Raw genomic sequence first — 26,940 nt, forward strand, 5'->3', positions numbered from 1 at the left:
GACTCTCATTTTTAATTTTTAATGAATTTTATGGTCTTTGAGTTTCCATTTTCAGAATCAATATTTAAAAAATAAAGTCCTTTTGACAGGTTGGTGACATCCAATGACATTGATGGCAATTCGCCTTTTTTAGTTGAAACCACTTGTCCTAAAGCATTACTCAATCTTAAACTATAAGATTCTGATGCTGGCGATTTGACAAACAATATGTTAGAAACTGGGTTTGGATACACTTTAAAACCAGTGTTTTCAAATTGAGATACAGATAATGTAGAATCTGTCGAAATCCCAAATTCAGAGGTATTCCCATTTGCATCCGTGGCAGTTGCAACAAGGGTAAGATAATCATTTGAGTCAAAACCAGCTGGAAGATTTATGGTCACGGTCTTACTTCCTGGTGCAGCATACGTGTCTGACTCAATAAAAAATTTACCCTGGCCATTGATGGCTCCAAAAAATTCAATTGTCAAAGGATAGGCAGAATTAGTTACAGCACTTGGAACGGCATAGGTGATTTCAACGGCAGTTCCTCCCAAAAAATTAATAGTGCTTATTTCTGGTGTATTTTGAAGATTATTGACGCCTGCATCAGCATCATCAGCATCGTTTGCCGTGGTTCCTATCAAATCAATTCCTAAATTAGAATTGTTATAGATGCTGTTTTCTGAAATAGTCACTTGAGTCGGAATGCCCGCAGCAGGATCTAAAACCAGCCCTTGTTGGTTGTTGGCAATTGTGTTATTCACAATCGTATTTCCTGTATTTGAACCAATAATTAAAATTCCGATTGCCCCATTTCCGATATCCGAAACACCGTCTAATCCCAAACCTATATTGTTGTGGCTAAATGTATTATTACTAGAGGTAACAGCCATTAGCACACCACTTAAATTATGGTTTCCTATGATATTTCCTTCAATCTCAGAAACACCTCCAATATTATTATTACTGGAAGTAGCCAATACTACACCATTACCAATATTCGTGACAGCAGTATTTCCATCTGGAAGTGTCCCTACCTTATTACTGAAAAAGTGCGCGCCGTTTGCTGAATTAAACTCAACATTCCTTGCTGATGATGACACTGTACCATTACCCGAAATTGTATTCTCTGAAATCTGTGTATTTGTTAAGGTTCCAAAGAGTCTCATTCCAATATTATTATTTTTTATAACCGCAGTTCCAGCAGAGTTCAATCCTATATAATTATTTTGAATGGTGTGTGACGTTCCCGAAACAAATATCCCAAAATTGCTGTTTCCCGAAATAATATTTCTATCCAAAGCAGTTGCGCCTCCAATCGTAGTATTTGTTGCGGTTGAAACAAATGAAATCCCAGCAGCATTTGGTATGGCTGAAGTTCCCGACGGATTCAGTCCTATGTAATTATTCTTGATGCTGTGAAAAGACCCTTCGCCAAAAATCCCGAAGCTGTTGCCAGAAATAATATTTCTATCCAAAACATTTGTACCACCGATCACACTATTGGTAGAAGTTAATAACAACCAGATGCCTCTTGTGTTTGGTATCGCTGCAGTTCCTAAAGCATTCAAACCGATGTAATTCCCTTTGACCACAGTTGCAATGGTGGCGTTTTCTCCAATTTCTAACCCTGTATCATTGCCAGAAATGATATTTCTTGAAGCAGCACCCTGTCCACCAATACTAGTATTGCCACCTTTCACACTAATACCGATAGTATTAGTAATTGCAGTAGTTCCTGAAGCATCGGTGCCAATATAATTACCAATTATTTGGTTATTGTTTCCGTTGGTTATGGCAATCCCCGCATTGGTATTGCCTGAAATAACGTTTTTAGAATTAGGCGTTGTACCACCAACAGTATTATTGTTGTTTACTCCAAAAATCATCGCAATGCCTAGGCTATTTGGCAATGGCGCATTCCCTGTGGCATCAACACCTATGTAATTTCCTTTGATACTATTGGAATCGACAGGATCTATCTCAACATCACCTTGTAGATACACACCATATTGTCCGTTTCCGGAAATCACATTTCCTTCGCCGGCAATATCAGTTCCTATATCGTTATTATTTGCGCCAAATAAAATCAAAACACCACCTCTTACATTCGATATGGATTGTGTTCCAGTGATATCTGTCCCAATGTAGTTTCCAATAACTTTGTTTCCATAAGATGCAGGCCCTTCAATAGCTAGTCCAGTCCCTACCGTGGCGTCAATTGTAGATTTAGCTCCAGAAATGATATTACGAGCTGCTGGAGTATTTCCGCCTATAGTATTGTTATAAGAATCAACGATTTGGAGGTTGAATCTATTTCCTCGATTTAAGGTACCCGTGGCATCAGTCCCGAATAAATTACCTTGAATGACGTTATTGAACGATTGATATGAATTTATTATTGACCCACCAATATTGAGCCCAAAAGAAGGATTGCCTGAAATGACATTACCCTGGAAGGGTTCTATGCCACCAATGAGATGTCCCCCAAGGTTGACTAAAGACACACCGCCACCTGTATTGCCGCCTAATGTTGTGCCATCGGCTCTCAATCCTATATAATTTGATTGTATAATATGATTTGCCGTATTACTGATTATACCACAACCAAAATTGAATGGAAAACTAGTCATTCTCGCAAAATTAACTACACAAAGGCCATATAATTCACTTCCTGTAGAGTTCCCGTAAAGCTTAATTCCGTCTGAATATTGTAGGAATTCGTTTAATATTTCTATCACTGGCGTGTTATTAATTGCATATTGAGCTTGTGTACGACCATCTATTATTATGGGTTGTGTGATATTAGGTAGTATATCAAAGTTTATTGCAATTGTAATAGGTGCTGACCCCGAAATATTGAACTCAATAGTATCTTTATTACTTGTTTTATTGGCGTTTTGAAGTGCCGCCCTGAACGTGCAATTACCATTGGCATCTGCGCAAACAGTATCGTTGATGTTGATATCTGGCAAATCATCTGTAGTATTTACCGTATAGGTTGATTGTGAAAATGCGGTAAGTGCAAGCGTCATGGACACAATAAAAAGTAGCAATTTTTTCATGATTTCGTTATTTAGAATATTAGTAATTGTTGGTTATGAATCACATAAATTTATAGTCTGATTTGTTGACGGTCTTACTCACTTTTTCTAAGCCAACACATTCCATTTTAGCACTCTGCTTTTCGTTTTTTAGATCTTTCATGTCCATGGATATCATGAGCACTTTATCATCGGGATCAAAATAATCTTTGAGCTCAACCGGGATTTTGGTCTTGCTGTTTTTGAAGATATCGTCAAAACTCACTTTTGTTTCATTCGTGAAATACATGAGCATTTCATAGTCCTCACTAGTTGCTTTGACGCCTTTACAGCGGTACCCATTAATGGTTTTTTCAGGTAAGGTTTCGAAGGTGAATTTTGCCGATTCAGCATCGGCTTCCTCAAGATCCAAAACATCGGGCATTTGAGTCACCATGCCCGTGCTATTGCCTTCAGAGGCCATAAACATGACCATTATGTTATGATCGTTATCCATGACCGTAAACATATTATCCATAGTTGCAGATGTAAACCCGAAGTAAGACGCACCAGGGTTTAGGAAATAATCAAATACGATCTCGCCATCTTTGGTGCTCATTTTAAGCGAATATTTCCAGGTAAAATCATAGGAATTGGCCACCAGGGATGGATCCGCCTTTTCCTTACCTGCGCCGCCACCAAACGGATTGATGTCAAAAGCCTTATCCATTGATTTTGTAGCTTTTTCTGCAGCTTTATTAGCCGTTTTTTCGATGACTGCATTCTCCACCTTTTGCTCCACTCGCTTTTTGAGCTTTTTGAGGAATTGAGCTTCTGCCGATTGAAACATCAAGAAAAACACGATGATTGCTGTAAGTAAATGTTTTGTTTTCATAGCTAAAATTGTTTAAGATTTCGTGGCTTCCTTGGTAATCAAAGCAACGCTGAAACAAAATTATACTCGAAACTTGTAAAGGGATATTAGATATGTAACAACATATAGAACAATTGTAACATTTGCCTTAAACTGAAGATAATTGGCTAGTTATTAGTGTACTCTGCCGGTGTTTGCCTGTACATTTCCTTAAAACATTTAATAAAATAGGATGGTGTGCTAAACCCCACCATGTAGGCTACTTCATTAATAGTAAATTGAGAAGATTTTAAAATGGAAGTGGCTTGTTTTAAGCGTTGGGACCTTATAAAATTTGAAGTGGAGAGTCCCGTATAGGCCAACATTTTTCGGTGTAATTGCATTCTGCTCATACCAACATGTTTGCTAAAAACTTCGGAAGTGAATTCGGGGTTTGATAAATGTTGGTCTAATATGGTTTGAACTTTTTCCAAAAAAACCTGATCTGCAGAGGTAACAGCAATTTCTTTTGGACTGAAAAGATTATCCTGCTTGTAACGTTGGTGCAGTTTATTTTTGTTTTGTATGATATTGCCAACTTTAATTTGGAGCGTTTTAGGGTTAAATGGTTTAGTAATGTAGTCATCGGCACCGGTATTCAACCCAACGATTTCATCTTTTTCATCGGTTTTACCTGTAAGTATGATGATAGGTATGTGTGAGGTTTTTTCGTCATGTTTTAGAATTTCACAAAGTTCGATACCAGTTTTTAACGGCATTACTAGATCAGAAATAATAATATCTGGGATGGTCTTAAAGGCTTTTTCAATGCCTTCAAATCCGTCTTTTGCCTCTATAACTCTAAAATTTTCGACTAATAGGGATTTAATGAACGCTCTAATATCTTGATTGTCATCCACAACCAAAGCAATTGGTTTTTTAGTGTTTTCAGCGGTATTACTACTTGCCATTTCAGTTTGAGATGCCCTACTTTGAAAGCCCGTAGCAGTGTCTATTTCATTTGGCAAAAAAGCATTTTTTGTAATCGGTAAATTGACAACAAACTTCATTTTTGAAGCATCCACATAAGACGCTTCAATAGTTCCATGACACAGGGAAGTAAGCTCTTTAACCAAGGAAAGCCCAATTCCCGAGCCTTCAGAATCCTCATTGATTTGATAAAAGCGATTGAATATTTTATATATGTCCTTTTCTATAATACCATCTATATCATTGATAAAAGTCATCCGAATTTCATTGTCGTCAGTTCTCTTTGCGCTAAAAGCAATAACACCGCCCTTAGACGTATATTTTATCGCATTTGAAAACAGGTTGTTGACGATGCGTTCAATGCTATCGGCGTCAAACCAAGCCTCTTCAATGTCTGGGATTTTTGCGCTTAGTTTGAGCCCATGTTGTTCAGCTAAAAATTGAAATGATTCTGTAAGCACTTTTAAATACAAGCCTAAATCGTTTTGTTTGACTTTCAATGTCATTTTGCCCGATTCCAGCTTTGACAACTCCAATAACTGATCCACCAAACTCAACATTTGATCTATGTTACGCTCTACCAATTGTAAATCGTTTTTTGAATCTGGTTTTAAATCGCTGGTCAACAATTGCTTTTTTATGGGCCCAGAAATGAGTGTTAAAGGCGTTCTAAATTCATGTGATAAATTGGTATAGAGCTTTGTTTTGTATTCATCAAGCCGTTTTAATCGTCCTGACTCTTGCTTTTCTTGCTTTAAGTTAAAGGTCATTTTCCATTTCCATTTGAAATAGTAATAAGTAAGAACACTAATCAATAAAGTAAGCAGCGCATAAACAAAAAACATCCAACTGCTCAAATACCATGGCTTTAATATGCTAAATGAAAAACTGACTGGTTTTTCGTTCCAAACACCATCATAATTACTTGATTTCACTAAAAACGTGTAAGACCCAAAAGGCAAATTGGTATATCTTACTGTTTTAGAATTTTTTGATTCGATCCAATTTTCATCATAATTTTCTAATTTATAGCTGTATTTATTTTTCTTCGGAAGTGAAAACTGCAAACTTGAAAATGTAAATGACACAGTGTTCTGCTTATATTTTAATTCCGTATTGTTAACCAACGGAAAACTGGTGTTGAACACTTCAAAATCTGTTATCACTGTTTTTGGTAAGACTTGATTTTTTTGTATGTCCTCAGGATTAAACCAGTAATACCCCTCCAATCCTCCAAAATAAAATACATTGTTTTTACTTTTGAAATAAGCACCTGTATTAAACTCAGTTGCCAAACCATCATAATTGTCATAATTAGCAATTACAGGTTTATTATTAAGGTCTTGCGGAGCTGTGATCATTGTGATGCCTCTATTAGAACTTAACCATAAGTTGTTATTTGCATCGGGCAGAATCGCATAAATGACATTATTTGGCAACCCATCATCTATGGTGTAATTGTGAAAAGTTTTGTTTTTAAAATTAAATACACTCAGCCCATAGCCATTGGTGCCAACCCATAACAATCCTTCTTGATCATAATAAAGCGATTTTACTTTTTTCACGTAATTTTCATCCTCGATATTGAAATCTTTTTGAAAATCTATAAAAGTTTCTGTTTTGGGATCTATTAAAAGAACACCATTTTCTTCCGTTCCAACCCAAAGTTTCTGGTCTTCTCCTTGAATAATGACTCGTACATTATTGCTTGGTAATCCATTTGATGTATCGTAGGTTTTGAGAACACCTTTATTCTTATCAAATTGAATCATGCCATGATCTCTAGTGGCCAACCAAGTAGCATTGGAGCTGTCCTCAAAAATATCCCAAATGGTCTCGGTAGGCAATGCAACTGTTGAATTTTTGTTATAGTATCTTGTTTCTCCATTGGTTTGCATGATATTCAAACCACCACCCTGCGTACCAATCCACAAGTCTTGATCGTCATCAATAAGTAGACTGACAATTCTATTAGAGCTTAGGCTTCCTGCTTTTTCGGTATAAGTTTTCCATAAGTTTGTTTTTGGTGTATATCTTGAAAGTCCTTTGCCACTGGTGCCAATCCAAACATCATCATTTTTATCAACTTGTATCGCCCTCACTAAGTCAATATTGACTTCTTCAGGGATTTGGCTGTTATTGATGACGTTGAATTTTTCAAGATACTCATCATAAAAACTAACGCCAGCGCCATCCGTTCCAAACCATAAGGTGCCTGTATAATCTTCATAAATGCAAAGAATATCGTTATAATGTAAAGCTCGCGGATTGTGTTTTTTAACTTCAAAATGTGTTACTTCAAAAGTATTGAGACTCATTTTATAAAGTCCGTCGCCAAATGTGCCAATCCATAGCCTGTTTTTTTTATCGATGTGCATGGATAAAATATTCAAATTATCTGGAAGTTCAATTTCTTCTTGCAACAAGGTATCAACCCTTCCAAAAAGTGGTGATTTGGAATCTTTAAACCACAACCCATTTCCATAAGAACCAATCCAAATAGCCGCTGAAGCATCGAACAAAATGGCAGCATAATTTATGGTAGAATTTTTATTGCCATCTGGGAAATGAGGTGTTATGGTATTGTCTTCGCTATTTACGCTCACTATTTTGCCTTGGCTAGCGAGCCAAATAGTACCATTGCTATCTTCTGAAATTGAATAAATGGATCCTATGTCTTCCGGCGGAATAATTAAAGTTTCTTTTTGGGTAAGCCCATCCATCTTAAACACCCCGAAGTTATAGGTGCCAAACCAATAATTTTTCTTACGGTCTTGATAGACCGCACTCACATCTTTTAATGTTGAAAACGGGCTGAAGCTGTCCTCCTTTTTATTGTAAATTTGAGGTTTTTTTGAAATGGGAATGCTAATGATATTGCCCTCACGATCTGTATAAACTTTTCCCAAATGGCTGTAAGTAGGTTTGGTCACATCTATAAAAAACGCATTGTAGATTTGAAATTTGTTGCCGTCAAACTTATTGAGCCCATCCTGTGTTGCAAGCCATAAGTAGCCAATGCTATCTTGTGTGACGGAAACAACGCTGTTTTGAGAAAGCCCGTCGTTTACAGATAATTGCCTAAAGGATACTTGCGATTGGCTGTTGGATTCAATTACAAATAAAGCGCCAATAAGAAAACAGGCCATTTTCATAATCCCCAATTTAGTTTTTTTGTGCTTACCCTATTTATCATAATCTGTATCTGTAACACGTTTATATAGAAAGCTGTTTTGACGGCTAGCTTCATTACATTTTACCAAATAGCACAGGTTTATGTACACTCGCTTTTTTTCACTTAACGAATTGGCAAGTACTGTTAGGAAATCTTTAGGGTAGATGGTTTGGGATTAACCATGGCAAACGAAGAACGCACAAACAAATATAGAAGATGCATTTCGAACCATAGGTTATGTCTCTAAATTTAAGACATTTAACCCTAGCTTTACAAATTTTTATTAAATAGAAGTTGATTAAGGAAGTTGACCAACTAGGTTTGACCAATTGGCAGCATATCAAGGTCACAATTGGGCTAAAGAAGATTGGTTTGTTTAATGGATTTTTATTCTGAAATGTGAGCAGTTTCATTGTGGATTCATAGTACAAATCTCCATCCTCCCATCAATCTATTCGGAAACATACTTTCTTCTGAAGCAGGCCTGGAATCCATTATACTTCTATGGCAATGCTCCTATTTCAATAATTTTTGCGTTTCTGAGCCAATCTCCAAAGCGGAATAATCCAGTTTCCAGCCAATGGTTTCAACGATGCCTTCAATGAGTAAAACCGATTCCAAGGCTTCTTTTTTGGCAATGTTGAAGAGTCCGCTTTCGGGTACCTTATTCATGATGTGCAGTTTGGCTTCGTTGTGCAACTCGGTTAAATCTGAAGCCACAAAACGATTGAACATGCCATCTTTTTTATCGTAATAATTCAAATCGGTTTCGATGCTCAAGACTTCGGGCTCAGGGAAATGATGCAGTTTTACGGTTTTGGTCTTGACATCGGCATCCATTTTTATCTTGGACAAATCAAAGCCAACATGCGCTTTTGCTTTGATAACCACCAGTGCCTTTTTTCGGCTGGACACCAATTTCAAGAAACGTGATTTGACATCTTCATAGTGGTAGATTTCAGCAAAATCGCCTTCCACCGTAATAAATTTGCAGACTTTCTTGATCTTATCCAACAAAATAACCGATTGGGTATTGCTGCGCCTCTTGATGCTCAGTTGACTCAATAAGGTCACAGCACCTAAGGTGAGCAACACACTTATAATGATGATAAAGAATGTTTCCAATAGTTATAGCTTTAGTTCCTATAAGGTTTTAAACCTGCCGGATCTGCATAAGTTAGTCTATTATTTTGTATAAAATAGGTTTACTCGGTGTGGCATCATTTTCAAAAGGTGCAATTTGCAAGTTCAAAAAGTAGGTCCCATCTTCGATAGAATTAGGCACGTAAATAAGCTCGGTAATTGTACAATCCTTCCGCAGTTTACCCTCAAAGTTCCAAAAGGCCTTGTGACTTTTCAATTCGCCGCCATCTTCCTCACGATCCACACTGGGTTGATCTATCAATAAATGTTTAATCCCTTTTTGAACCAAGTAGGCCACAGCATCTTCTTGCAAATAGGGCCAATTGGTATGGGAATATTGTTTTGACTTCTTTTCTATCATGTTAGGAATGGTCCTAATCACAATGGCGTCCCTTTTTTTATTGCCCAAAGCAAATTTTATCTGCGCTTTTGAGATCATGGTGTCGTTCATGTAGCGCTCGGGCGCAACGGTTACAACTTCCGCCAAAAAGAAAAACTGCTTCAGGTTTTGATTGACGGAATGCACTTTTTCAGTAATATGCCCAACACACTCGGTATGCGTACCGTGCGCATGCGGATTGAAATTAATGCTATTGAAATTGATCGAAGCGCCATCAACCACAGCGGCTTTCCACTCATCAATCACTACAGGTTCAATTTTTGGGGCATCAATATACCAAGCGTTTACATTGTCTTTGGAGGCACGCATAGGTATGGAAATGTCCAAAGGTTTTGTGAGGTCAATTTTTCGTGTTCTGGATTGGTAATTTATGCTGGCAATCATGGTTGAATAATCTGTGATGCGTTTTCAAAATCTCAATAAGATAGTTATAAAGCTAACACTTGCAAATCATAAAATTAAACTATTCTCAATAAATAGTTAAGTTATTTAGAATGGATGGACATGTATGCCTTCAATTTTGGAAACGTTTTTTTGGCCATATCCAATAACTGAAAGCTGTGATGTGCAATTGCATCACTTTAAATGGATACTCACACCAATGAAGGCAGACTTCAAACTAAATTCAACATAAACAAATCGGAGGCGATCCCATCACTCAAAAACTTGCCTTTTTTGGTCACTTTGAGTGTTTCATCATCAAGAAACAACAAATGCTGTTCAAGAAATACTTCCGATTGCTTCAAAAGATAAGTTTTATACAATGCTCCAAAATCGTTACTTACCTTTTCCAGAGACACGCCCCACATGGTTCTCAGTCCGGTCATGATGTATTCGTTGTATTTATCGGTTAGCGTTAAGGTCTCGGTTTCCATGGGGAGTTGGCTCAATGCTAATGCCTCGATGTATTTGGAGTTATTCCGCACATTCCAAGACCGCTGGGTGCCGTTGAAGGAATGTGCCGAGGGACCAATCCCGATATAAGCTTTGCCTTGCCAATAAGCAGTATTGTTTCTGCTGAAAAACCCGGCTTTTCCAAAATTGGAAAGCTCATAATGTATAAATCCCTTGTCTTCGAGCGTATCTGCCAATAACTGAAATTGCTCCTGTGCCACATCATCATCCACATCGTCAATAATTCCCTTTTTGATGAAACTTTGCAGTGCCGTTTTGGGTTCTACCGTGAGCGCATAACTCGAAATGTGCGGAATATCAAAGGTCAAGGCCGTTTGGATATTTTGCAGCCAACGCGCGTTGCTCAAACCGGGAATACCATAAATCAAATCGACGGAAATGTTATCAAAAAGACGTGTTGCTTCTTCTAAACAGGTTTTGGCTTCCTCGGCGTTGTGCGCGCGATTCATCAGTTTTAAATCCTGCTCAAAAAAGGATTGAATCCCAATGGACAATCGGTTGATTGGCGAATTTGCAAAGCTGTTGAGTAGTTGCGTAGTTAAATCGTCTGGATTGGCTTCCAAAGTGATTTCTGGATGGGCAACAACTTCGTAATATTTATAAACCGTTTCAATCAAAAATCGCAACTCATCAATCGTCAATAAACTGGGAGTGCCGCCGCCAAAATAGATGGTTTCAACCTGTTGCTTAGCAAATTCGTTTCTACGCAATGTAATTTCTTTGGCCAGAGCTTCAATCATGTCATCGCGTTTCTTGAGAGACGTCGAGAAATGAAAATCACAGTAATGACAGGCTTGTTTGCAAAAAGGAATATGAATGTAGATACCAGACATTGAATAACGAATAACGAATAACGAATAACGAATAACGAATAACGAATAACGAATAACGAATAACGAATAACGAATAACGAATAACGAATAACGAATAACGAAAGTAAAAAAGCTACTTCACAAAGTAACACAAAGAAGCTCGAACTTACACAAAGTTATCACTAAATCGAAGCACTGAAAACTACAACTGAGACTGAAAACTCATTTCTTTTTACGCAAGTCAACAATAGGATTGTTTTTCACTCCCCCTTTGGTGGCTGTGGGGCTCTTACTATTCTGTTTTACAAAAGCATCCCAACCCGAATAGCTCTTACCAATTTCAATACGCCCCTGATTATAAAAATGACACACTGCAGCCGCCAGCCCATCAGTAGCATCGAGGTTTTTAGGAAGGGTTTTAAGGCCTAAAAGGCTTTGCAGCATTTTGGCCACTTGTTCTTTACTGGCATTTCCGTTACCCGTAATGGCCATCTTTATTTTTTTGGGCGAATACTCAGTTATAGGCACTTCCCGGGACAAGCCTGCTGCCATGGCCACGCCTTGTGCTCTTCCTAACTTGAGCATACTCTGCACATTTTTTCCGAAGAAAGGCGCCTCAATGGCAATTTCATCGGGATGGTGTGTGTCAATAAGCTCTATGGTGCGCTCAAAAATGAGCTTTAATTTGAGATAATGATCACTGTATTTTTTGAGGTCGAGTTCATTGAGTTGGAGAAATTCCATCTTTTTGCCCACGACTTTTATGAGTCCAAAACCCATAATGGTCGTGCCTGGGTCAATTCCCAATATGATTTTTTCGTTTACCATTAATCGCAGTATCTACAGCCACTCAAGGAAAATGTCAATCCAAAAGTCACAGTTAATAAATCGCCATTGAAAGCACCAAAGCCTTCAGCAACGGGATCAAAATCATTCGCAAAGCCCATAATGTAGGACACATCGGTGTAAACGGACAAAGTTTGCGACAATCCATAATGAAACTCAACACCTGCCATCGCATTCAAAAATGACAAGTCATTGTTGCTGTAATTACCCAAAGGCTTAATTATGGAATATCCAGGACCAGCGTGCGCTACAATACCGATGCGTTGTGGCAAAAAAACCAGCGCTTCGGTAGGATCATAAACGAGCTGTGCATTGATGCGTGTATAATTGGTTTTAAATTCCAGCGAAGCCTCGCCACTGGAAAACCGATTGAAGCCAAAGTCCAACTTAGCGCCCAACTGTTTTTTGAACATGTGCTGAATGCCAAGATTTACCGTCGGAAAATTTAGCGATTTCGATTCAAAACCGGCAACAAACCCCGATGATGACGCATTGTTGACACCAAGTGCCAACTGTGCTTTCCACTCATTGGTTGGGCGCTGCGCAAATGACAAGGTAGTAATCAAAGCGCATACCACAGCAAAGATTAGAGGTCTATAATTTGGGGTCATATCATTTTTATGATTTAATTTGCGCCATCATGCTTGTACGCCTTTCCCACAAAACTAAACAATTCTTTTTTGTACTTATTAAATTAAGTGTTGTTGTTGCTGCATTTTATATCATCTCTCATAAATTGACCAGCAACGATGCTTTAGAAATAAGCTCTTTTTTAAAGGTTTTGCAAGAAAACGAGCTATTCTCCATTGAAAACGTCTTTCTTTTACTGCTTTTGACCGTTTTTAATTGGTTTTTTGAAATCCTTAAATGGCAACTCCTTCTAAAACCAATAAGCCCTATTTCATTTAAAATCGCTGCAGCACAAAGTCTGGGCGCATTGACCGCGTCGTTGCTTACACCCAACCGGCTTGGTGAGTATGCAGCTAAAGTAATGTACTTTAAAAAGCCAAAACGAAAGGCTGTGGTTTTACTCAATCTGCTGGGGCACCTGCTGCAAATGAGCGTTACCGTTATTTTTGGGGTCATCGGTCTTTGGCTATTTCAATCGCAACAGGATTTGGGGATCGATTACATCAAGATTTCACTGGTCATTTTTGTAATTGTAGGTTTAATAATACTTGTGCTTTTTCTTCTGAATAAAATCAAGATGCGAATCAAAGGATATTCCGTAGAAAAACTGAAACACTTTTTTCAAAAACTTCCGAAGCAAACATTCGTTTACGTGTTTTTGTGCTCAGTGGTACGTTATCTTATCTTTTCATTCCAGTTTTTTTTATTGCTGAAATTATTCAAGGTCAACATCTCTTATTTTGATGCCATGACTGTGATATCCTCGGTGTATCTTTTGGCTTCCATAATCCCATCGCTTTTGATTTTTGATGTGCTTATCAAAGGAAGTGTTGCGGTTTATTTATTTGGTTTGATTGCTGTGAATGGTTTAACAGTGCTTAGTGTGGTAACTTTGATGTGGCTGTTAAATTTTATGCTTCCAAGTGTTTTTGGAAGCTATTATGTGCTTAATTTTAAACTTCCTAAATCTACTGCCTAATGCTACTTATCATCATTTTGATCATAACCCTTTTATATGTAGCGCTCATTGGCAGCTTTGTGATTGGTTTTGACCGTGTTGAAATCTTCAAACTCACAGACAAGACCCCAAAAACCGGTTTCACAATTGTGATCCCTTTTAGAAATGAAGCGCAGCACTTGCCAATCCTTCTAAAATCTCTATTAAAACTTCGTTATACCAAACAGCTTTTTGAGATCATTTTGGTAGATGACGACTCTTCAGATGCTTCCGTAGCGATCATTGAAAAACAGTTGCCGCGATTCAAAAATGTATCTATCACTATATTGAAGAACACTAGAAAAACAGATGCTCCAAAAAAAGACGCCATTACCGAAGCCATTATAAACGCCAAGCACGATTGGATTGTGACCACAGATGCCGATTGCCAAGTCCCAATATTTTGGCTGAATTGTTTGGACGCTTTCATACAGCAACGGGATAGCAACTGCATTGTTTTACCCGTGGCTTACGTGGCGCAAAATTCTCTATTGTCCCGTTTTCAAATCTTGGACATGCTCAGTTTACAGGCTTCCACCATTGGAGGTTTTGGCATCAACAAACCCTTTATGTGCAATGGCGCAAATCTGGCTTATAGAAAAACAGCATACCACGAGGTTGAAGGTTTTGAGGGCAACTCGCATATCGCAAGTGGCGATGATGTTTTTTTGCTGGAAAAAATGCTTAAAAAAGCGGCTCACAAGGTCAATTACCTTAGAAGCAGTAAGGCCATAGTGCTTACAAAATCACAGCAATCCTTGCGCCACCTCATTTCGCAACGAGTGCGTTGGGCTGCCAAGACCTCTAATTATAAGAATAAATTCGGAAAAATCACAGGGATCATCGTACTCTTGATGAACGCGCTTCTGCTTGTGTTTCCATTTTTGTTGCTGCTAGGCATTATCAGTTTAAAACTCTTTATCTACATCTTGATCATAAAATTTTGCCTTGATTTTTTATTGCTATTTAAAAGTGCCCGTTTTTTTGAACAGGAATCCGCATTGAGCAGCTATATGTGGAGTTGTTTTATATATCCCTTTTTCAGTGTTTATGTGGCAATTCTCTCGGTTTTTAATGGCTATAACTGGAAAGGTCGCGCTTACCTAAAATAATTTGGCTTTCAATTATTTTCGTTAGATTTACCCAAACTTTAATCCCTCTTTTCAGATGAAAAAATTAGCGTTCTTTTTCTGCTTCATTGTTTGCAGTATAAGCCTCCAAGCTCAAGAAACCCATCTGGTTGATGGGGAATCGGTAGAATTGGAGATCGAAGCCAACGGGAAATTGGATTTACTCTGGAAGATTATCAATCGCGAGTATCGGTATTTTGTAAAAACGGAATCCAATGAACTCATTGAGTTGAAAAACACCGAGTCCAACGACGGGGACTTTCAATATGAATACAGGACAACGCTCAACCAACTTACCCAAGATGAAACGCTCGATACAGGCGCTGTGAATTTCACACTTTCTAGTTTAAAAGCATTTGTGGATGCCTACAATGCAGCATCAGACAACAGCTATCAATCTGTACCCACCGAAAAGCGCATCACCACAAGGCTGGGTGTTTTTGGCGGCATCACCAATAGCCCTTTCATCTCAAATCCAGACAACCTAAAGTCGGGACTGTTTGGTGCAGAACTTGAGGTTTTAGACGCTAGGGGACTTATGCGCTCGGCACTGTTCATGCAAGTTAGACATGTACTAGAACATGATGACCTCGCTTATTCAACCACCGAAATCGCTTTAGGCTATCGCTTTCGAGTCGTCAATAAAAGAGCCTTCAACCTTTATGTGCAAACTAAATTTGCCACTTTGAATTTTTCTGATGCCACAATTGTTAGTACTGATGAAAACGACATCCTCACTCAAAATAATATAAAGGAGACTTCTTTTGATATACCGCTTATCTTTGGCATAGGTGTAGATATAAGAGTCAGCGAAAACAGTTTCATCACTTTAGGCTATGATCAATTATTTGCTATATTGATTGATAATCAAGGTAATTTCTCAACCGATTTCACACTTGGGTACAAGTTCAATCTTTGATCAAGTTTTCTTGACACGCCGTTTTGGAAAACAGTTTGCATCCTAATGCTTACTACCAATTTAGCTTCCTAATTTTAAATTATTTTTTGATGAAATCAATCCTTTCCATTCTTCTTTTACTTCCCTTTCTCAATTTTGCCCAACACAGTGTAAGCGGAACATTTTTACCTGCCGAAAATTACACCTATGCGCTCCTATACCAGTCGAAACCTTCTGGCACAGAATATCTGGATCGCTCGAAAATAGGAGAAGCAGGGGATTTCAAAATCGAAATGGATTCTAGCTACACGCCTGGCATGTATAAAATAGTGTATGCCTTACCTGCTGAAGAATATAATTTCAGCTTCATTTATGACGGAAAGGAAAATATTGCCATCACATTAAGTGAAGATCAAGGCTTGGCATTTACAGAGAGTAGCGAAAACAAGTTGTGGTCTTCCTATACCAACAGCATCAATTTGGTAAACCGAAGCATCAATAATTTCTACACACAACAAAGTAGTGATCAAAAGGCACTCACGGCCATTTTTAAGACCTTAGGCAATACCCAAGACTCTTTTGAACAGGCCGCCAATGGCATGTTGGTTTCTGTGTTTATAAAAGCCAATAGGCCCTATGCCCCCAAGGAATACCAAAATTTAAGCAGCTATTCCCAAAACGTGAAACGCAGCTATTTGGATGCAGTGGATTTTGGTGATCCGCTTTTGCAAAGTTCAGATTTTTTGATGGATCGGGTGATTACCTATATTTTTGGATCTTCGGAAGCAAACAGTACGGCGCAATTTAAAACCGATGTCGCTACCCTTGTGGCCAAAATAGGAACGAATAACCCAATCATAAAAACCATCTTGTTGGAAACCATCTGGCGAAAATTTAAGCTTATGGATTCGGTTGAAATGGCCAATTATGTAAGTGACACCTATTTGATGGCGCTGGCCAAAAACGCCAATTACACGGCATTGATAGAAGAATTGAAGGTAGATAAAAGCACAGCTCTAGGTTCTATGGCGCCCAATTTTGACATCGAGTATCTTAAGGATGGCAAAGCAGTGAAAACGAATCTCTACGATTTGGCTGGTGCCGAAAATTACTTACTCATTTTTTGGAGCAGCACATGCGGGCATTGTCAAGAGGAATTACCGAAAATCAAGGAACTCCTATCTAATAAACCAAACGTGAACGTTATTGCCATTGGATTGGAAGATGACGACGTAATTTGGAAAAATGCCATTAAACAATTCCCGGAGTTTATTCAAGTGTTGGGCTTAGGCCGTTGGGACAACCCCATTTCTAACGATTATGGGATAGCATCCACGCCGACTTATTTTCTGCTGAACCATAAGAAAGAAATTATTGCTAAGCCTTATGATGTTGAAGCTTTAAAAGCTGAACTGGAATGAGACTCTTCGCGAAGTATACCGTAGTCTTGAACCAATACCCTTTCCTAAATTTCATCAACAGGTTAACAATCGCATAATCCAATGCCAGCGGCATTGTAGGTTTGTAGAAAAGCCAAGCCAGCTGCAATCCCGACTCCAACGGAGTCGCACAACCGCACTGATGCGCAGGTCAATGACGCAAAATTTATTGATTTCTGAAACAAAAAAAACCCTTTTCGATCCCGATAGTTATCGGGAGAAAAGGGTTTGGATATTATTTGATTTCCTTACCATCTTTATCAAAAAAGTGGTATTCAAGATATGTGTAAGCATCTCTGGGTAAAACCTTTACCCATTTTTTGTGCTCCAAAAACCATTTGGAACGTACTGATGGAAAACCTCTAGTAATAAAGGCTGCTATAAAAGGATGTGTGTTTAAGGTTATCTTTTTAAAGTCTTTTTTTAAGAGTCTCTCGAGGTCTTGGGTAATGCGTTGAATCACTTTTATTGGTGCTTCAATCTCACTGCCTGCAACTCCGTTAGGATCTTCTTCTTTTGTTTTAATGTTGCGTTCTGGACGCACTCTTTGTCTGGTAATTTGTATCAAACCAAACTTACTAGGTGGCAAAATCTTGTGTTTTGCCTTATCATCGTTCATTTCGTCACGAAGATGATGGTACAATTTTTTTCGATTCTCTGCTTTATTCATGTCAATGAAATCGACAACGATAATGCCGCCCATATCACGCAAGCGTAATTGTCTGGCTATTTCTGTTGCTGAAATCATATTGACTTCTAGAGCAGTATCCTCTTGATTTTTTTCCTTATTGGATCGGTTTCCACTATTCACGTCAATAACGTGCATAGCTTCGGTATGTTCAATAACTAAATAGGCACCTTTTGCCATAGAGACTGTTCGACCAAATGAGGTCTTTATTTGACGCTCAATACCAAACTTTTCATAAAGTGGTACGCCATTTTTATACAGTTTGACTATAGATTCTTTGTTCGGTGCTATCTCGTGAACATAATCCTTAATTTGTCCGTAAAGCGTTTCATCATCAATAGTAATCGATGAGAATGAGTCGTCAAAGATATCTCTTAAGATAGAGGAAGCTTTGTTCATTTCACTCAACACCTTACTCGGGTGATGCGCTTTGTTCAATTTTTTACACATTGCTGTCCATCGTTCCAGCAAATTCTGTAAATCTTTGTCGATTTCGGCAACTTTCTTGCCTTCTGCGACGGTACGGATGATCACGCCAAAACCTTTAGGGGTTATGCTTTTTACCAAACGTTTCAAACGTTCTTTTTCATCCTTCGATTCAATTTTTTGTGAAATTGAAATACGGTCTGAAAATGGTACTAAGACAATATAACGCCCCGCAATGGATAGCTCACTGCTTATGCGAGGTCCTTTGGTTGAGATTGGCTCTTTTACAATCTGTACTAATAGAGATTGATTTGACTTTATAGCGTTAGCGATGCTTCCGTTTTTGTCAATATCTTTCTCAAACTGAAAATTTTTCAGTAAAAAATCGGTATGTCTACCTGTGCTTACACGCTTGACGAATTTTAAAAGGGAAGGTAATTTTGGGCCTAAATCATGATAGTGCAAAAATGCATCTTTCTCATAACCCACATTTACAAATGCAGCATTTAAACCGGGAACAGCTTTTCTAACTTTGGCGATAAACACATCACCAACTTGAAAGTTGTTATCCTCTTCCTCCTTGTGCAATTCAACAAGTCTTCCATCTTTTAGTAAGGCAAAATCAACAATATCAGAACTAGATCTAATAATCAATTCTTTTTCCATGTTGTTAATTTTAGTCCGTTTTGATTCATTTCAAAACAGATGGATTTACTATAATTTGACACAGGAATCCCGATATGTATCGGGAAAATCCAGCAAATTCATGAAATGCGAAGGTAAATACGCAAATTTAACCATGAATTTTATATCAAAGAACGTTTGTTAAAAACTGAAAAAGTAGTTAAAAAACTACTTTTTCAATTTATTTCTTTTTGTGACGATTAGCGCGTCTACGTTTCTTACGCTTATGCGTCGCTACCTTGTGTCTTTTTCTTTTTTTACCACTTGGCATAAATTATGTTTTTAAATTAATTTTTATTTTAAATTCTTAGTTGACTTCAACGTTGGTCTTAACACCTTCTACAAATACTTTTGCAGGTTTAAATGCAGGAATGTTGTGAGCAGGAATCTTAATTGTAGTGTTTTTAGAAATGTTACGTCCTGTTTTTTCTGCTCTAGTTTTAACGATAAAACTTCCAAAACCTCTCAGGTAAACGTTATCTCCACCTTCTAATGAAGATTTTACTTCTTCCATAAAAGTTTCAACCGTTGCTTGAACATCACCTTTTTCCATTCCTAGTCTGTCAGAAATCTTAGCTACTATATCAGCTTTTGTCATTGTTATTAATTTTTAGGGTTAATCTATTAATTATAAGGGACTGCAAATATAGTATTTTTAATTTCAATATTTCTAGTGTAATTAATTAAAATTTAACCTTATAAAGATTTATTTTTGTGGCAGTTACAACAATTTTATGCATTTTAAGACAAGATTAACTAATTGGTACTCAATTCATAAACGCAGTTTACCCTGGCGACAAACTAAAAACCCCTATTACATATGGCTTTCTGAAATTATCATGCAACAAACCCAAGTGAAGCAAGGTTCACCCTATTATGAAGCTTTTGTTTCAAGGTTCCCTACGGTTTTTGACCTTGCCGATGCACATGAAGAAGAGGTGTTGAAACTGTGGCAAGGTTTGGGCTATTACTCTAGGGCTCGTAATTTACATGCTTCGGCAAAACACATTGCCTCCAATTTAAATGGGATCTTTCCAAAAACCTATTCTGAGATCATTAAATTGAAAGGTGTTGGCGATTACACCGCAAGTGCCATTGCCTCTATATGTTTTGATGAACCCACTGCAGTTGTAGACGGCAATGTCTACCGTGTATTGTCTCGCTATTTTGGCATTGACACCCCTATTAATTCTACGGAAGGCGTCAAGGAATTCAAAAAACTAGCCACTACATTGATTGACCATGAACACCCAGGTGATTACAACCAGGCGCTCATGGAGTTTGGCGCCACGCAATGTAAGCCCAAAAACCCTTATTGTTTGCATTGCCCTTTCAATGCGAGCTGCGAAGCCTTGCAAAAAGGAAGGATTGACCAATTACCAGTAAAACTTGGCAAAACAAAAGTGAGCAAAAAGCATTTCAACTTTTTAGTGCTCATTTCTCCAGATAGAACGACACTTTTTGAAAAACGAACCAAAAAAGGGATTTGGCGGAACCTCTATCAGTTTCCGCTCATAGAGACTAAAACAGAATTGGCCGCAGAAGATTTCAAACAGCACCCAAAAATTAAGGCCTATTTTGAAGACCTTCCGTTTGAGCACAGTCTATATAACACTAAAGAATTAATCCATAAACTCTCCCATCAACATCTTCATACCCGGTTTTGGATCATTGAACTTGAAGCGTTGCCTGAGCAAGGCATGCCAATTTCCGAAGTAAAGAATTTACCCGCCCCAATTTTAATTGGCAATTTCATTGAGGCATTTGATTTCACATCTTAAAAACAACATTTTAATAACCCAATTTAGAGGCCTACTACAAACAATAGCATTCCAAACAAATTCCTAAAATGGGTTCTCGGTGCTCTCAAAATGTTTAATTTTGTAACTTAAAATGAAGAGATTATGTCTGGAACCTTAAATAAAGTGATGCTCATTGGGCATTTGGGAGATGAAGTGAAAATGCACTACTTTGAAGGCGGCAATTGCATAGGCAGATTTCCGTTGGCCACCAATGAGACCTACACCAGTAAGCAAACCAATGAACGTGTCACGAATACGGAGTGGCACAATATTGTAGTGCGCAATAAGGCTGCTGAAATATGCGAAAAATACTTATCCAAAGGCGATAAGGTCTATATTGAAGGACGCATCAAAACCAAAAAATGGCAAGATGATAAAGGCATGGACCGTTACTCTACCGAAATACAGTGCACTGAATTCACGTTTTTGAGCACCAAAAATGAGGGACAAACTGGCACGACTCCGCCACAAGCCAACCAGCAAAGTAACGAGCAAACCCAACATCAAACCTCAAACCAAACAACTGAAAAGCCCAAGGAAGAGGATCATGATGACCTACCCTTTTAATTAACTAAATTAGTCTTTGATCTTGGACCCTGAACCCATAAGTTCGTTTTTATTACCACTTCTAAATATAGATTTGGCTCTAATTTTTGGACTCGTTTTACTTGTTGTGCTTTTGCTATGCTCTGCCCTGATTTCTGGCGCTGAAGTGGCTTTGTTTTCCTTGACCAAATCTGATTTGGACACAGGGCTATCAGAACAAAGCAAAGCCTTTGATATTATTGTTAGATTGTTGGAACGTCCCAAGAAACTTTTGGCCACGATATTGGTTGCCAATAATTTTATCAATATTGGCATCGTCATCCTCTTTGCCTATTTGAGCGAAACAATATTCCAATCTGTAACTATTGGTTGGGTGCGGTTTTTATTGGAAGTGGTTGTGATTACCTTCTTGATTTTATTGATTGGTGAGATTGTACCAAAAATTTATGCGAGCAGAAACCGCAATAAGTTTTCGATGTTTATGGCCATACCTTTAAGGGTGTTAGATGTTGTATTCTCACCAGTGAGTTTGCCCATGCGCCAAATTACCATTGCCATTCACAATAAACTGGGCAAACAGAAATCCAATTTGAGCATTGATCAATTGTCACAGGCCTTAGAACTAACCAATAATAGTGACACCTCAGTGGAGGAGCATAAAATCCTTCAGGGCATTGTATCTTTTGGCAATACAGACACCAAACAAGTGATGCGTCCCAGGGTAGACATATTCGCCATTAATGAAGATCAAAAATATGCCGACATACTTCCCGAGATCGTAAAGAACGGGTATTCCAGGATTCCTGCGTATAAAGATAATATTGACAATGTCACGGGCATCCTATATGTGAAAGACCTGTTGCCTTATGTAGATAGAAAACAATTTGATTGGACCACACTTTTGCGCGAACCTTTTTTCGTGCCAGAGAACAAGAAACTTGACGATTTGATGGCCGAATTCCAAGACAAAAAAGTGCATCTTGCAGTTGTTGTAGATGAATATGGCGGCACCTCAGGGCTGATCTCTTTAGAAGATGTGATTGAGGAAATCGTTGGCGATATTAGTGATGAGTTTGACGATGAAGACATAAACTTTGTCAAAATTGATGCCAAGAACTATTCTTTTGATGGGAAAACAACCTTAAAACAATTCTATAAAATCATTGATCAAAACGTAGAGGAGGTTTTTGAAAATCACAAAGGTGAAGCGGAAACGATTGCAGGCTTTATTTTGGAAATTTCAGGAATTTTCCCAAAACGCCTGAGTAAGATCAATTTCAAGAATTTTGTGTTTACCATAGAAGCACTGGATAAAAAACGCATCAAACAGGTTAAGTTTACGATTTTGGATTGATGCCACTGACTTCAATATTCAAAAGTCGCCAACTTTCAATACAGGAACGATTTTTCAATTGACATGCGTTTTAAAAGCTTCAGTAGGAGACAATTCTCAAGAGTCGTATTATATTTTGTAGTTTGCGCACTAATTTCAGCCTAAAAAAATCCTAAGAGCAATGACCATTAAAAAGTTCATCATTCCCATATTGGCTTCTGTATGTATTTCCTGCGGAAGCGATCCCCTGCCTAAACCTAAAGCCATGTTGCGATTGGAATATCCACAACCCAAATACGTCAAGGTGGACGTGCCATTGCCATTTACTTTTGAAAAAAATGTTTTGGCAGATGATATTTCTAGCATCAAATTGGACGGGGTAAATAACCTCGTTGGTGTGGATGTTACCTACCCTAGTTTGAAGGGCACCGTTTATTTAACCTATAAAAAGGTAGAGGATGGCAATCTCACTAAACTCTTGACCGATGCACAAGAGCTTACCCAAAAGCATAGCATCAAAGCCGATGAAATTGAGGGCGTCTTATACGAGAATCCAAACAATAAGGTATTTGGGATGTTCTATGAAGTTGGCGGTAACGCTGCGTCACAGTCGCAATTTTATGTGACCGATAGTACCAATCATTTTTTAACCGGTTCGCTCTATTTTTATGCGAAGCCCAATTATGATTCCATCCTGCCTGCTGCGGAATATTTAAAGAAAGACATCAAACACATTATGGAAACGATTGAATGGAAAGAGTAAAGGCTTGATATTTCCAAATTCCATATAAAAAAAAATGCCCTTCAGTTTTGAAGGGCATTTTTGGTAATTGAAGTTATGGTTTAGAAGCTATATCTCAAACCAACTTGCATTTGCCATCTTGAAGAAGACAAACCAGAATCATCAACGATGTTAACGGTATCGGCTGCTCTTGGATCATAAGAGAATAATGGCGTTGTACCATCGGCTGCAAAACGTTCAAAATCCAACAACTGTACTTGATTGAAACCTGCGAATGTTCTCACACCCCACTCTTTATTCAATAAGTTTGTAAAGTTGAAGATATCTGCTGTTAACTCAAGTGAATGAATTTTTTCTCCAAATTTAACTCCAAATTCTTGAGCGAACTTTAAGTCAACAATATGTATCCAATCAGAGCGATCGGCATTACGTTCAGCAAACTGACCTCTTCTACTGCTCAAATAGTCATCGCCTTCAATAAAAGCATTCAACAGAGCATATTGTTGAGAAGCCGTTAGATCATCGGTATCTACCAATTGCGCTTCACTTTCGTCTCTTGGCACATAAATCAAAGCGGAGTCAGAACCAGTGTCCGACAATAAATTATTTCCATTGTAGACATAACTAAAAGGAGAACCTTCAGCCCCATCATAAAATAAACCAATGCGAGTCTTGATTGTTTCTGACCATTTGAATTCAAAACTCGAGTTGGCCAACACGCGGTGTCCTGGTGAAAAATCTGAGGTGGAAAGCACAGGTCTGTTTGAGCCATTGACGGTTTCCAAGTTTCTCCACTGTGAACTGTTTTGTGAGCTTGTAGCATCCAAAAGTACATCAGCATCACCATAAGTATAGGTAACAGCACTTCTTATATCCAATCGATCTGTAATATAATTATTTGACAAGGTCATATTTGCATTGTAAGAGCTGCCTGCCCCGGTATTGGATCCTAAGTAAATATCGCTATAGGTGTCATCAATCAATCTAAAACCATAGTTTGGTCGAGACCCTGCTCCTGTAGTGTTGAACTGAGGGCCTTGTAAATTGATGTTTTCATAAACAACCGCATTGATATTATCATTCCAAATGAATTCTGCAGACAAGACGAATCCAGCGCCCAATTTTTGGTCAACTGCAATATTGGTCTTGAATACCTGAGGTAGCTTAAAATCTTTTGCAAATAAATCCACTTGCCCACCAATAGCACCACTTCCTGGCTCAGGATCTGCAAATTGGGTGTTGGGATTTGGGTTGAAATCGGGGGTGTTGCCACCTGTCAATTGAATGAACCCTGCAGTTAAACCGTTATTATTGTAAGCGCCACCTGGCCAAACCAAAGGCAATCTAGAGGTGAAGATACCAACACCACCGCGAACTTGGGTCATATTCCTGTTGTTCACATCCCAGTTAAATCCAACTCTAGGAGAGATATGTACGTTTGCGTTAATCCCCTGACCTACTCTGGCCTCTTGCAAATCTTTTCCGTTAGCTTCCAATAGTGGAATTGTTCTATTATTAAAATCGTCATTCACAAGACCATCTTCCCAATAAGGGATATCTACTCTCACACCTGCAGTTAACTTAAAGCTATCTGAAAAGCTAACTTCATCTTGAACATAAAGACCTAATTGGAACAAATCAAATTCGGCAGCGCCTTGTGAATTATCACCAGTCCCACCCAATAAGGAATAACCGTAACGGTATCTATTAGGTTTTGCACCGCCCAAGAAATCTTGAAGATTATTGAATCTATAATCTCCAAAATTTTGTCTAAAGAAGACGTTCTTTGCAGAGGAAAATTCATTATTTGTACCAATGGTAATGGTATGCTTTCCTGAATAGATCTCAAAGTTATTGGTAAATGTCAACACACGTTGCTCCAATAAGTTTGCAGTTGAAAACGGCTCAGAACCAAAAAATATGGAGGTTCCAGCTGCATCTCTAATTTCTACCGAAGGGAAAGGACTACCATTTGGATCCCTGTTGTCATCTACTGAGGTATACCCGATAACCAAGTTGTTTGCGAATTTGTTTCCAAAAGTAGAACTCAGCTCCAAAGCTGTGGAATTTGTAGTGGATTCAAAGTTAACGGCTCTATTTAAAAAATTGATCCTTCCAGAGTTTGAACTTGGCGCATCCAACTGGATTGCTTTTACATAACTGTGCTTAAGCGATAATTTATGATTTTGGTTTATGTTCCAATCTATTTTAGCAATAAGTTTATCACTTTCTAAAGAGGAGGTATTGTTGGCATAACCTCCAGCATTGTAACCATAATTACTCTGTAAAAAATCTGATAGATTATTTAAATCGGCCGCTGTGACATCACCACGGTAGTTTTCGATATCAAAAGGCTGTGGTGTTTCATTATCCTGTCTTTCATAATTGATAAAGAAAAACAATTTGTCCTCGATAATTGGACCGCCCAATCTTACACCATAAGTCAAGGCCGTAAAATCATCTAATTTTTCACGTTCACCATCCTCACCCGCTAAGTCAAACGGCGTCTTGCCAGCTAAGGATTGATCCCTGTAAAAAGAATACGCAGACCCCTCAAAGGTGTTGGTTCCTGATTTTGTGATGGCATTGATACTACCACCTGCAAATCCAGATTGTCTCACATCAAAAGGTGCTACATTGATTTGAAATGATTCAATCGCATCCAATGAGATTGGGCTTACCCCTGTTTGGCCACCATTAGTACCATTAGGAGCTAAACCAAAAACATCATTATTTACTGCACCGTCAATATAAATAGCATTGTATCTATTATTTTGACCTGCAATAGAAATGACATCATCACCTGTAACTTTTGCTTGTGGTGTCAATCTCACAAAATCTGCAATGCCACGGGAAAGCGTTGGTAAGCTTGTAACTTGTTGATTAGAGATAGTAGTCTCTGCACCCGTTTTACCGGAGTCAAAGAGACTGTTGGTTTGGGCGGTAATTACAACTTCGTCCAAAGCGCTGGCATCTTCGGTCAACTTTACCGAGATTTGCTGGGAGTCTCCCAGTTGCAGATAAATATCTTGTTTCAAGAATTCTTGGTAACCTACATAGGTAATGGTCAATTTGTAGGGGCCACCAACTCTCATGTTCGACATCCTGTAATAGCCGTCAAAATCTGCTGCTACACCATAAGTAGAACCAGATGGTGTGTGAACAGCCACCACGTTTGCACCTGGCAATGGCTCATTGTTAGCGTCGGTTATTTGACCGTTGATGGACGCGGTTGTCACACCTTGACCAAATGAAGCGGCTGAAATTAACAGCACAACAGCCAGACATAAAATTTGATTCATTTTTTTCATCAGTAAAAGAGTTTAATTTTTGGCAAAAATACGCAGGTTATCATTATAATACATTAACAAAATGTTAAGAATCATTAACGTTTCAAATTACGTAAAATATTGTCATAACCCAGTTCTAAATCACTGACTGCTAATGCGTTTATTAACAGGTATTAGCGTTGCACTCTGTAGCGCC

Annotated in this window: 19 protein-coding genes; 8 read left to right on the forward strand and 11 right to left on the reverse strand. The window is 38.3% G+C overall.

Going from position 1 to position 26,940, the window contains the following annotated elements; all coding sequences use genetic code 11:
• Nucleotides 1-11 precede the first annotated feature (11 nt).
• The 8 genes from ESY88_RS07505 to ESY88_RS07540 all read right to left on the reverse strand — a co-directional run bounded on the left by ESY88_RS07505 (nt 12) and on the right by ESY88_RS07540 (nt 12,750).
• Nucleotides 12-3,047 (reverse strand): T9SS type A sorting domain-containing protein, encoded by a 3,036-nt coding sequence (locus tag ESY88_RS07505; protein WP_147086207.1) that lies wholly within the window; start codon nt 3,045-3,047, stop codon nt 12-14.
• A 40-nt stretch (nt 3,048-3,087) separates the two neighbouring features.
• Nucleotides 3,088-3,900 carry a DUF4412 domain-containing protein gene (locus ESY88_RS07510; RefSeq protein ID WP_147086206.1) on the reverse strand — a complete coding sequence of 271 codons (813 nt, stop codon included), beginning with the start codon at nt 3,898-3,900 and terminating at the stop codon, nt 3,088-3,090.
• A 146-nt stretch (nt 3,901-4,046) separates the two neighbouring features.
• Entirely contained in the window at nt 4,047-8,003 is a 3,957-nt protein-coding gene (locus tag ESY88_RS07515) for a hybrid sensor histidine kinase/response regulator transcription factor (RefSeq protein WP_147086205.1), read from the reverse strand.
• Nucleotides 8,004-8,539: 536 nt separating this feature from the next.
• Complete coding sequence (locus ESY88_RS07520; RefSeq protein WP_147086204.1) at nt 8,540-9,148, reverse strand: DUF4230 domain-containing protein; 609 nt, start codon at nt 9,146-9,148, stop codon at nt 8,540-8,542.
• Between the two features lie 52 nt (nt 9,149-9,200).
• Nucleotides 9,201-9,950, reverse strand: a complete 750-nt coding sequence (locus ESY88_RS07525) for a cyclase family protein (protein WP_147086203.1) — start codon at nt 9,948-9,950, stop codon at nt 9,201-9,203.
• A 230-nt stretch (nt 9,951-10,180) separates the two neighbouring features.
• On the reverse strand, nt 10,181-11,314 hold the full coding sequence (gene hemW, locus ESY88_RS07530; RefSeq protein WP_147086263.1) for a radical SAM family heme chaperone HemW: 1,134 nt from the start codon (nt 11,312-11,314) through the stop codon (nt 10,181-10,183).
• A gap of 201 nt (nt 11,315-11,515) precedes the next feature.
• On the reverse strand, nt 11,516-12,121 hold the full coding sequence (gene ruvC / locus ESY88_RS07535; protein WP_223270759.1) for a crossover junction endodeoxyribonuclease RuvC: 606 nt from the start codon (nt 12,119-12,121) through the stop codon (nt 11,516-11,518).
• On the reverse strand, nt 12,121-12,750 hold the full coding sequence (locus ESY88_RS07540; RefSeq protein ID WP_147086202.1) for a cell envelope biogenesis protein OmpA: 630 nt from the start codon (nt 12,748-12,750) through the stop codon (nt 12,121-12,123). The genes ruvC and ESY88_RS07540 overlap by 1 nt, the downstream gene beginning before the upstream one ends.
• Nucleotides 12,751-12,779: 29 nt before the next feature.
• On the opposite strand from ESY88_RS07540, the gene ESY88_RS07545 reads away from it, so the two are divergent.
• The 4 genes from ESY88_RS07545 (at nt 12,780) to ESY88_RS07560 (ending at nt 17,215) form a co-directional block, all read left to right on the forward strand.
• Nucleotides 12,780-13,748 (forward strand): lysylphosphatidylglycerol synthase domain-containing protein, encoded by a 969-nt coding sequence (locus ESY88_RS07545; protein WP_147086201.1) that lies wholly within the window; start codon nt 12,780-12,782, stop codon nt 13,746-13,748.
• On the forward strand, nt 13,748-14,878 hold the full coding sequence (locus ESY88_RS07550) for a glycosyltransferase family 2 protein (RefSeq protein ID WP_147086200.1): 1,131 nt from the start codon (nt 13,748-13,750) through the stop codon (nt 14,876-14,878). The genes ESY88_RS07545 and ESY88_RS07550 overlap by 1 nt, the downstream gene beginning before the upstream one ends.
• A gap of 55 nt (nt 14,879-14,933) precedes the next feature.
• Nucleotides 14,934-15,815, forward strand: coding sequence for a hypothetical protein (locus ESY88_RS07555; RefSeq protein ID WP_147086199.1), 882 nt, complete (start codon nt 14,934-14,936; stop codon nt 15,813-15,815).
• Nucleotides 15,816-15,904: 89 nt separating this feature from the next.
• The gene (locus tag ESY88_RS07560; RefSeq protein WP_147086198.1) at nt 15,905-17,215 is read left to right on the forward strand and encodes a TlpA family protein disulfide reductase; all 1,311 of its coding nucleotides are present in this window, start codon (nt 15,905-15,907) and stop codon (nt 17,213-17,215) included.
• A gap of 253 nt (nt 17,216-17,468) precedes the next feature.
• Here the strand turns inward: ESY88_RS07560 and ESY88_RS07565 are convergent, their stop codons facing one another.
• Nucleotides 17,469-19,013 carry an Rne/Rng family ribonuclease gene (locus ESY88_RS07565; RefSeq protein ID WP_147086197.1) on the reverse strand — a complete coding sequence of 515 codons (1,545 nt, stop codon included), beginning with the start codon at nt 19,011-19,013 and terminating at the stop codon, nt 17,469-17,471.
• Between the two features lie 325 nt (nt 19,014-19,338).
• Nucleotides 19,339-19,629 carry an HU family DNA-binding protein gene (locus tag ESY88_RS07570; protein WP_147086196.1) on the reverse strand — a complete coding sequence of 97 codons (291 nt, stop codon included), beginning with the start codon at nt 19,627-19,629 and terminating at the stop codon, nt 19,339-19,341.
• Between the two features lie 136 nt (nt 19,630-19,765).
• On the opposite strand from ESY88_RS07570, the gene mutY reads away from it, so the two are divergent.
• The 4 genes from mutY (at nt 19,766) to gldD (ending at nt 23,475) form a co-directional block, all read left to right on the forward strand.
• Nucleotides 19,766-20,812 (forward strand): A/G-specific adenine glycosylase, encoded by a 1,047-nt coding sequence (gene mutY, locus ESY88_RS07575; RefSeq protein WP_147086195.1) that lies wholly within the window; start codon nt 19,766-19,768, stop codon nt 20,810-20,812.
• Nucleotides 20,813-20,935: 123 nt separating this feature from the next.
• Nucleotides 20,936-21,400 carry a single-stranded DNA-binding protein gene (locus ESY88_RS07580; protein WP_147086194.1) on the forward strand — a complete coding sequence of 155 codons (465 nt, stop codon included), beginning with the start codon at nt 20,936-20,938 and terminating at the stop codon, nt 21,398-21,400.
• 22 nt (nt 21,401-21,422) lie between these two features.
• On the forward strand, nt 21,423-22,733 hold the full coding sequence (locus ESY88_RS07585) for a gliding motility-associated protein GldE (protein WP_147086193.1): 1,311 nt from the start codon (nt 21,423-21,425) through the stop codon (nt 22,731-22,733).
• A gap of 160 nt (nt 22,734-22,893) precedes the next feature.
• Nucleotides 22,894-23,475, forward strand: a complete 582-nt coding sequence (gene gldD, locus ESY88_RS07590; protein ID WP_147086192.1) for a gliding motility lipoprotein GldD — start codon at nt 22,894-22,896, stop codon at nt 23,473-23,475.
• An 80-nt stretch (nt 23,476-23,555) separates the two neighbouring features.
• Here gldD and ESY88_RS07595 read toward each other — a convergent pair whose 3' ends face one another.
• On the reverse strand, nt 23,556-26,756 hold the full coding sequence (locus ESY88_RS07595; RefSeq protein ID WP_317128673.1) for a TonB-dependent receptor: 3,201 nt from the start codon (nt 26,754-26,756) through the stop codon (nt 23,556-23,558).
• Between the last annotated feature and the right edge of the window lie 184 nt (nt 26,757-26,940).

Source organism: Subsaximicrobium wynnwilliamsii, from assembly GCF_007997225.1.
Taxonomy (GTDB): domain Bacteria; phylum Bacteroidota; class Bacteroidia; order Flavobacteriales; family Flavobacteriaceae; genus Psychroserpens; species Psychroserpens wynnwilliamsii.